General features: G+C 70.7%; 6 protein-coding genes. 3 read left to right on the forward strand and 3 right to left on the reverse strand.

What is annotated here, in order from left to right:
* Positions 1-29 precede the first annotated feature (29 nt).
* Together LE548_RS05870 and LE548_RS05875 are read right to left on the reverse strand one after the other, a co-directional pair.
* Complete coding sequence (locus LE548_RS05870; protein ID WP_225095560.1) at positions 30-1,067, reverse strand: LacI family DNA-binding transcriptional regulator; 1,038 nt, start codon at positions 1,065-1,067, stop codon at positions 30-32.
* Entirely contained in the window at positions 1,067-3,457 is a 2,391-nt protein-coding gene (locus tag LE548_RS05875) for a glycoside hydrolase family 2 protein (protein WP_225095561.1), read from the reverse strand. Before LE548_RS05875 ends, LE548_RS05870 begins: the two co-directional genes overlap by 1 nt.
* Before the next feature lie 154 nt (positions 3,458-3,611).
* On the opposite strand from LE548_RS05875, the gene LE548_RS05880 reads away from it, so the two are divergent.
* From LE548_RS05880 to LE548_RS05890, 3 genes are read left to right on the forward strand one after another with little or no spacing between them, the layout of a single operon-like run.
* Positions 3,612-4,931: an extracellular solute-binding protein gene (locus LE548_RS05880; RefSeq protein ID WP_225095562.1), complete on the forward strand. Its 1,320-nt coding sequence runs from the start codon at positions 3,612-3,614 to the stop codon at positions 4,929-4,931.
* A complete protein-coding gene (locus tag LE548_RS05885; RefSeq protein ID WP_225095563.1) occupies positions 4,931-5,830 on the forward strand; it encodes a carbohydrate ABC transporter permease in 900 nt (299 codons plus the stop codon). The genes LE548_RS05880 and LE548_RS05885 overlap by 1 nt, the downstream gene beginning before the upstream one ends.
* A complete protein-coding gene (locus LE548_RS05890) occupies positions 5,827-6,657 on the forward strand; it encodes a carbohydrate ABC transporter permease (protein ID WP_225095564.1) in 831 nt (276 codons plus the stop codon). Before LE548_RS05885 ends, LE548_RS05890 begins: the two co-directional genes overlap by 4 nt.
* A gap of 2 nt (positions 6,658-6,659) precedes the next feature.
* Here LE548_RS05890 and LE548_RS05895 read toward each other — a convergent pair whose 3' ends face one another.
* The gene (locus LE548_RS05895) at positions 6,660-7,952 is read right to left on the reverse strand and encodes a ribonuclease D (protein ID WP_225095565.1); all 1,293 of its coding nucleotides are present in this window, start codon (positions 7,950-7,952) and stop codon (positions 6,660-6,662) included.
* Between the last annotated feature and the right edge of the window lie 43 nt (positions 7,953-7,995).

Below are 7,995 nucleotides of genomic sequence, written 5' to 3' on the forward strand. Positions count from 1 at the left end.
CCCAGTCCCCCCGCCCGTAGCGGTGAACGTCACACATCCGGAGGCGCCGTCGACCCTCTCGGCGTCAGCACCGGCGTCGGCACCGGATGAGACCCCGCGCCCTCCCCGGTGATCACGCCGAACAGGGTCCGGGCCACCTCCGCCCCGAAGCCGTGCACATCGTGACTCATCGCCGACAGCATCGGATGCGTCAGCCGGCACAGCTGCGAGTCGTCCCACGCCAGCAGCGACACATCGCCCGGCACCGACAGGCCCATCTCCGCCGCCACCGACAGCCCCGCCACCGCCATGATGTCGTTGTCGTACACGATCGCCGTCGGCCGGTCCCGCGGCGCCGCCGTCAGCAGGGACCGGGTCGCCCGCGCCCCCGACTCGCCGGAGAAGTCGGTCGCCACCTGCCACGCCCCGGCCAGCTCCAGCGCCCGCGCGACCTCGTCGAAGGCCGCCGCGCGGATGCCGGTGTGGCCGAGGGCCGCCGCCCCGCCGACCCGGGCGATCCGCCGGTGCCCGAGCGCCGCGAGATACCGCACCGCCTCGGTGACGGCCGTGGTGTCGTCGGTCCACACGGAGGTGAGCCCGCCGGTCAGGGACGGATGCCCTACGGCGACGACGGGCAGCCCGAGCCGCCGGGCCACCGGCACCCGGGGGTCGTCCGCGCGCAGGTCGACCAGGATCGAGCCGCCGATGTGCCGCCCCCGCCACCACGACTCCAGCAGCCCGGCCTCCTCCTCCGGGCTGCGCACCAGCCGCAGCAGCAGCGAGCAGGAGTGCTCGCTCAGCACGCTCTCCACGCCCGAGACGAACTCCATGTAGAACGGCTCCAGACCGAGCAGCCGGGCCGGCCGGCAGATCGCCAGCCCCACCACGTCCACCCGCGCCCCGGCCAGCGACCGCGCGGTGCTGCTCGGCGCCCAGCCCAGCTCCCGGGCCGCCGCGAAGATCCGGTCCCGGGTGGCCTCCGACAGCCCCGGCTTGTGGTTGAAGGCCAGCGACACGGCCCCCTTGGACACCCCGGCACGCGCGGCGACGTCCTTGATCGTCACGCGGACGGGCTGCGGCGAGGTCATCAGGCGGGCTCCGTACGATCCATCGGGTCGGGCTCCATGCAGTACAGGGCGCGGCGGGCGGCGGACGGATCGGGAGTCTGCCATCCGGTCACCCCGATCGTGACCCGTTCGCCGGGCAGCAGGGTGACCAGACCTCGGTCGGCCCGTGCGGCCGGGTCCAGCCGGTCGGCCTGGAGCAGCAGATCGCGCACCAGCGTACGGGCCGTGACCGTCACCGCGCCGGGGGTCACCTCCACCTCGAACTCCGGCCGTGGGTATGGGATTTCGCGGTCCGGCGCCGGGAAGCGCAGCGCCCGCAGCCCGGCCGCGTCGGCGACCAGGAACTCCTTGGGCCCGTCGGGCCGCAGTTCGCGCGGTACGACGAGGTCCGTGACCGCCCGCGCGGCGACCTCCAGCGCCATGCTCGCCCCGCCCAGCACCTGCCCGTCGACGGTCATCCGGCGCAGCGTCACCGACCCGGACCAGGCGTCGGCGGATTGATTGACGGCCGCCAACACCATTGCGCCGTCGCGGACTTGAAGGGTGAGCAGCCGGTCGGCGTAGAGCCGTTTCAGCTCGTGGTACAGCGGCTTCTCGCGTCCGTCGCCGTCGATCGCCGCCCACGAGGTCACCGGCCAGCAGTCGTTGAGCTGCCAGACCACCGTGCCCGCGCACACAGGCCAGTGCGCCCGCCAGTGCTCGATCCCGGCGGCCACCGCCCGCGCCTGGTTGACCTGTGTGAGGTAGTGCCAGCGGTCGAAGTCCCGTACCGGCACGGCGAAATGCCGGGCGAGCCCGCGCTCCAGCTTGCCGTTGCCGTCGTCGGCCTTCTGGTGGTGCAGCATGCCAGGGGAGTCCGGAGCGAGCTCCTCGGCGGGCAGCGCGCGGCGCAGCGTGGCGTACGCGGGCGGCGCCTGCCAGCCGAACTCGGCCACGAAACGCGGGACTTCGCTCCGGTAGGCCGCGTAGTCCTCCCGGTTCCACACCTCCCACGAGTGATGCGTGCCGTGCGCCGGGTCGTTGGGGTGACGGTCCCAGGAGCCGGACCACGGACTGCCCGCCGTGTACGGCCGCGTGGGATCCAGCTCGGCCACCACACGCGGCAGCAGCCCCAGGTAGTAGCCCTCGCCCCAGGACTCCCCGGCCAGCCGCCGCTCCCAGTCCCAGTCCCGGAAACCCCACAGGTTCTCGTTGTTGCCGTTCCACAGCACCAGCGAGGGATGCGGCATCAGCCGTACGACGTTCTCGCGGGCCTCCGCCTCGACCTCGCCGCGCAGCGGCTGCTCCTCCGGGTAGGCGGCGCAGGCGAACGGGAAGTCCTGCCAGACCAGCAGGCCGAGGTCGTCGCAGGCGTCGTAGAAGTCCTCGCTCTCGTAGATCCCGCCACCCCACACCCGGACCAGGTCCACGCCCGCGGCGGCCGCCTGCCCCAGCCGCTCCCGGTAGCGCTCGCGTGCCACCCGGGACGGGAACACGTCGTCCGGGATCCAGTTGACGCCCCGCGCGAACAGCCGCTCCCCGTTGACGACCAGCGTGAACCCGGTGCCGTGCGCGTCCGGGCGCCGGTCCAGCTCCACCGTGCGGAAGCCCACGCGCCGCCGCCACACGTCCAGCGGCACCTCCTCGTGCAGGAGAGTCAACTCGACGTCGTACAGCGGCTGTTCGCCGTAACCGCGCGGCCACCACAGCCGTACGTCCGGCACCCGCAGCCGTACCGCCCCGGCGCCGCCGTCCAGCCGCGCCCGTGCCACCTGGCCGCCCGCCCGCGCCTCGACGGCGAGCCGCGCCGCGGCGTCAGAGCGCTCCACCTCGACGCGCAACTCCACGACACCCGTGCCCTGGTGGACCGTCACGAGCGGCCGCACCCGGCTGATCCGGGCCGTCGACCAGTGCTCCAGCCGCACCGGCCGCCAGATCCCGGCCGTCACCAGGGTCGGCCCCCAGTCCCAGCCGAAGGAACACGCCATCTTGCGCAGGTACTGATAGGGCTCGGCATAGGCGGCGGGCCGCTCACCCAGCCGGTCGCGCACCGCCTCGGCCTCGGTGTAGGCGGACGCGAACCGCACCGCCAGCCGGCCCGCCGACCCGGTCACGGGGAAGCGGTAGGACCGGTGCATGTTCCTTGTGCGGCCCAGGAGCCGACCGTCGAGCGTGATCTCGGCGGCGGTGTCGAGCCCGCCGAAGACGAGGTCGGTCCGCTCCTGCCCGTTCGCCGCGCTCAGCTCGGTCGTGTACGTCCACTCGCGCCGCCCGACCCAGGCCGCCCCGGTCTCGTTCCGCCCGAGAAAAGGGTCTTGGATCACCCCGGCGGCGAGCAGATCGGTGTGCACGCATCCGGGCACGGCGGCGGGCAGCTCCCGCCCCTCGTACTCCAGGACCCATCCCTCGCCGAACGGCGTGACCTTCAGCATGCGCACTCCCTAAACCGGTCTATTCCAGCACTGGGTGTACTGTCCGCATCCTTGGCGGGATTGGGACTTTACCGGTTGAGGAAAGCGCTGTCAGAGTGCCGAATCAGCCAACCCGTACGTGCTCTTCCGTCTCCTCAGAACGGAGTGGATGCACATGAACCGCCGTACGACCGCACTCGCCACGGCCCTGGGGGCCGCCGCTCTCCTGCTCGCGGGCTGCACCGGCACCGGGGGCACCACCAAGGCCGAGGACGCCAAGGCGCCCACCGACCCGGCGACGGTGAGCGGGACCATCACCGTTCTCACCCAGCGCACCGACCTCGTGGCGGACGGGACGATGGACCGCTACGCGGCCGCGTTCAACCGGACGTACCCGAAGGTGAAGGTGAAGTTCCAGGCCCTCACCACCTACGAGTCCGAGGTCAAGATCCGGATGAACACCGACAACTACGGTGACGTCCTGCTGATCCCCGGCGTCGTCAAGAAGAGCGACTACCCGAAGTTCTTCGCGTCCCTCGGCACCCGGGCCGAGCGGTCGAAGAAGTACCGGTTCACCGACTTCACCACCGTCGGCGGCAAGGTGTACGGCCAGAGTCCCATCGGCGTGATGCCGGGCTTCGTCTACAACAAGCGCGTCTGGAAACAGGCGGGCGTCAGCCGATGGCCCACCACCCCGGCCGAGTTCCTCGCCGACCTCAAGGCGATCAGGCAGAAGACCGGCGCGATCCCGTACTACACCAACTTCGCCGCCCAGTGGCCGCTCACCTCCTGGACGTTCGTCAACGGCTCGGTGCACTGCGACACCGGCGCCACCACCGAGCTGGCCCACGGCAACCCATGGGCCCAGGGCGCCGACCTGCGCGTCGGCGACACCCTGCTCTACGACATCGTCCACCAGGGCCTCGCCGAGAAGGACCCGACGACCACCAACTGGGAAGCGTCCAAGGGTCAGTTGGCCCAGGGGAAGATCGCCACGCAGTGGCTGGGCACCTGGGCGATCATCCAGTTCCAGGACGCGGCGAAGAAGGCCGACGTGAACCCCGACGACATCGGCTTCATGCCCTTCCCGGCCCAAGTGGGCGGAAAATTCTGTGCCGTTGTCGGCCCCGACTACAACCAGGCCGTCAACATCCACTCGAAGCACAAGGAGGCGGCCCGCGCCTGGATCGACTGGTTCACCGACAACTCCGGCTACGACAAGGACAACCTGGCGATCTCCCCGCTCAAGAACGCACCCCTTCCGGTGGTCCTGAAGCCGTACGAGGACGCGGGCGTGAAGCTGATCGAGCTGGACGACACCGACGGCGCCAAGGTCAAGCTGATCGACTCCGAGTCCGAGGTCGGCATCAACACCCCCGACTACCGGCAGAAGCTCGTGGACCTCGCCCGGGGCGTCGGCTCCGGCAGCCTCGACGACTTCCTCACCGGCCTCGGCACGAAGTGGACCGAGGCCGAGAAGCGGGTGGGCTCCTGATGCCGGGCGCCCCCGGGCAGGCGCGCCGCCGCGGTCAGGGGTGGCGCGCCCTCACCCCCTGGCTGTTCCTCCTCGTGCCCCTGGCCCTGCTGATCACCTTCACCTACGCGCCGATCGCCGACATGGTCGCGTACAGCTTCACCGACTGGGACGGCGTCAGCCCCGAACTCCACTACACCGGCGGCCACAATTACGCCGAGATCTTCACCCGCCAGGACCTCTTCGAGGTGTTCTTCGTCAGCGGCTACTACCTGGCCGCCTCCGCCGTCCAGATCGTCGCCGCGCTGTACTTCGCGACGATCCTCAGCTTCAAGGTCCGCTTCCGGAACTTCTTCAAGGGCGTGCTGTTCTTCCCGTCCCTGATCAACGGGGTCGCCATAGGCTTCGTCTTCCTCTACTTCTTCCAGGACGGCGGCACCCTCGACACCGTGCTCGGCCTGTTCGGCGTCCACACCGGCCACGCCTGGCTCGGCACCCCGGTCTCCGCGAACGTCTCCCTCGCCGGTGTCTCGGTGTGGCGCTACATGGGCCTGAACTTCGTGCTCTTCCTCGGCGCGATCCAGTCCATCCCGGGCGAGCTGTACGAGGCGGCCGACCTGGACGGCGCGAGCCGCTGGCAGCAGTTCCGGTACATCATCGCGCCCGGTATCAAGCCGGTGGTCACGCTCACCGTGATCCTCTCCGTCTCCGGCTCGCTGTCAGTCTTCGAGGTGCCGTACATCATGACCGGCGGCGCGACCGGCACCGAGACGTTCGTGACGCAGACGGTGAAGCTGGCCTTCCAGTACAACAAGACGGGGCTCGCCTCGGCCGCCGCCGTGGTCCTGCTGCTGATCGTCCTGGCGGTGACCTGGGTGCAGCGCCGCCTCGTCCCCGACGACCGGGCGGACCTCGTATGAGCCGCCGCCGCGCCCTGCGTACCCTCGTCTACGCCACCCTGATCGCGGCCACGCTCGTGGTCCTGCTCCCGCTCGGCGTGGTCCTGCTCACGTCCCTGAAGTCGTCGAAGGAGATGACGGACGGCAGCGGAGCCCTGACCCCGCCCGACGACCCGCTCGACTTCCACAACTACGTCGCGGCCTTCCACGACGGGCGGATGCTCCAGGCGTTCGGCAACACGCTCTTCATCTGCGCCTTCGCCATCGCCGGCACGGTGCTGATCGGCTCGATGACGGCCTACGCCATCGACCGCTTCACCTTCCGCCTCAAGAAACTCGTCGTGGCCCTCTTCCTGCTGGCCGCGCTGGTCCCCGGGGTGACCACCCAGGTGGCCACCTTCCAGATCGTCAACAGCTTCGGCCTCTTCGACACCCGCTGGGCGCCGATCGTGCTCTACATGGGCACCGACATCGTCTCGATCTACATCTTCCTGCAGTTCATCCGCTCGATCCCGGTCTCCCTGGACGAGGCGGCCCGTCTCGACGGCGCGAACGCGTTCACCATCTACTGGCGGATCATCCTGCCGCTGCTGAAACCGGCGATCGCCACGGTGGTGATCGTGAAGGGGATAGCCGTCTACAACGACTTCTACATCCCCTTCCTCTACATGCCGTCCCAGGATCTTGGCGTGATCTCGACGTCCCTGTTCCGCTTCCGCGGCCCCTACGGCGCCCACTGGGAGATCATCTCGGCGGGCACGATCCTGGTGATCCTGCCGACGCTGATCGTCTTTCTGGCGTTGCAGAGATTCATCTACAACGGTTTCATGCGGGGAGCGACGAGGTGAGGTCAGCTTCCCTCGGCGGACAGCGCCTTCACCAGCACCGGCGTGACCAGTTCCACCTGCCACGGCCGCGCACCGTATCCCACCAGCGCGGCAGCCACGGCCTCCCCGTCGGCCGCCTTCGGCGGCTCCCAGCAGATACGCCGCACCGTGTCCGGGGACACCAGGTTCTCCTGGGGCAGGTTGAGCTGCTCGGCAAGAGCGGTGACGCCCGCGCGGGCGGCGGACAGCCGGGCCGCGGCGGCCGGATCCTTGTCGGCCCAGGCCCGCGGCGGCGGAGGCCCGGTGACCGGCTGCCCGGGCTGAGGCAGCGCGGAATCCGGCAGGGCCTTGGCCCGGTCGACGGCCGCCTGCCACTGCTCCAGCTGCCGTCGCCCCATCCGATGCCCGAACCCGTTCAGTGCCGCGAGCGCATGGACGTTGGCCGGAAGAGAGAGCGCCGCCTCCACGATGGCGGCGTCACCGAGCACCTTGCCGGGCGAGATGTCCCGGCGCTGGGCGATGCGGTCCCGCGTCTCCCACAGCTCCCGTACGACCCCGAGCTGCCGGCGTCTGCGCACCTTGTGCATGCCGGACGTACGACGCCAGGGGTCCTTGCGCGGCTCCGCGGGGGGCGCCGCCGCGATCGCGTCGAACTCCTGCAGGGCCCACTCCAGCTTGCCCTGCCGGTCCAGCTCCTTCTCCAGTGCGTCACGCAGGTCGACGAGCAGTTCCACGTCGAGCGCGGCGTACCGCAGCCACGGCTCGGGCAGCGGGCGGGTCGACCAGTCGACGGCGGAGTGGCCCTTCTCCAGGACGAACCCGAGGACGCTCTCGACCATGGCGCCGAGGCCGACCCGGGGGAAGCCGGCGAGCCGGCCGGCCAGCTCGGTGTCGAACAGCCGGGACGGGACCATGCCTATCTCGCGCAGGCACGGCAGGTCCTGGGTGGCGGCGTGCAGCACCCACTCGGTCCCGGCGAGGGCCTCGCCGAGCCCGGACAGGCCGCCGCCGACCGCCACCGGGTCGATCAGCGCGGTCCCCGCACCCTCGCGGCGCAGCTGCACCAGGTAGGCCCGCTGGCCGTAGCGGTAGCCGGAGGCGCGCTCGGCGTCGACGGCGACGGGGCCGGAACCGGCGGCGAAGGCGGAGATCACCTCGGCGAGGGCGGCCTTGTCGGCGATCACCGGCGGAATGCCCTCGCGGGGTTCGAGCAGCGGTGTCGGCGCCCCCATGACAGAAGATCCGGCGTCGTCCGGAGGAGTGCCTCCGGTGATGCGCAGGGAGCTGTCTGCTGCGGTGTCTTGGGCGTCGGTCACCTGTCAAGGGTATCCGTGTATGGACGGCGCCCCGCGACGTAAA

The sequence above is a fragment of the Streptomyces sp. CoH27 genome, from assembly GCF_020181035.1.
GTDB lineage: Bacteria > Actinomycetota > Actinomycetes > Streptomycetales > Streptomycetaceae > Streptomyces > Streptomyces camelliae.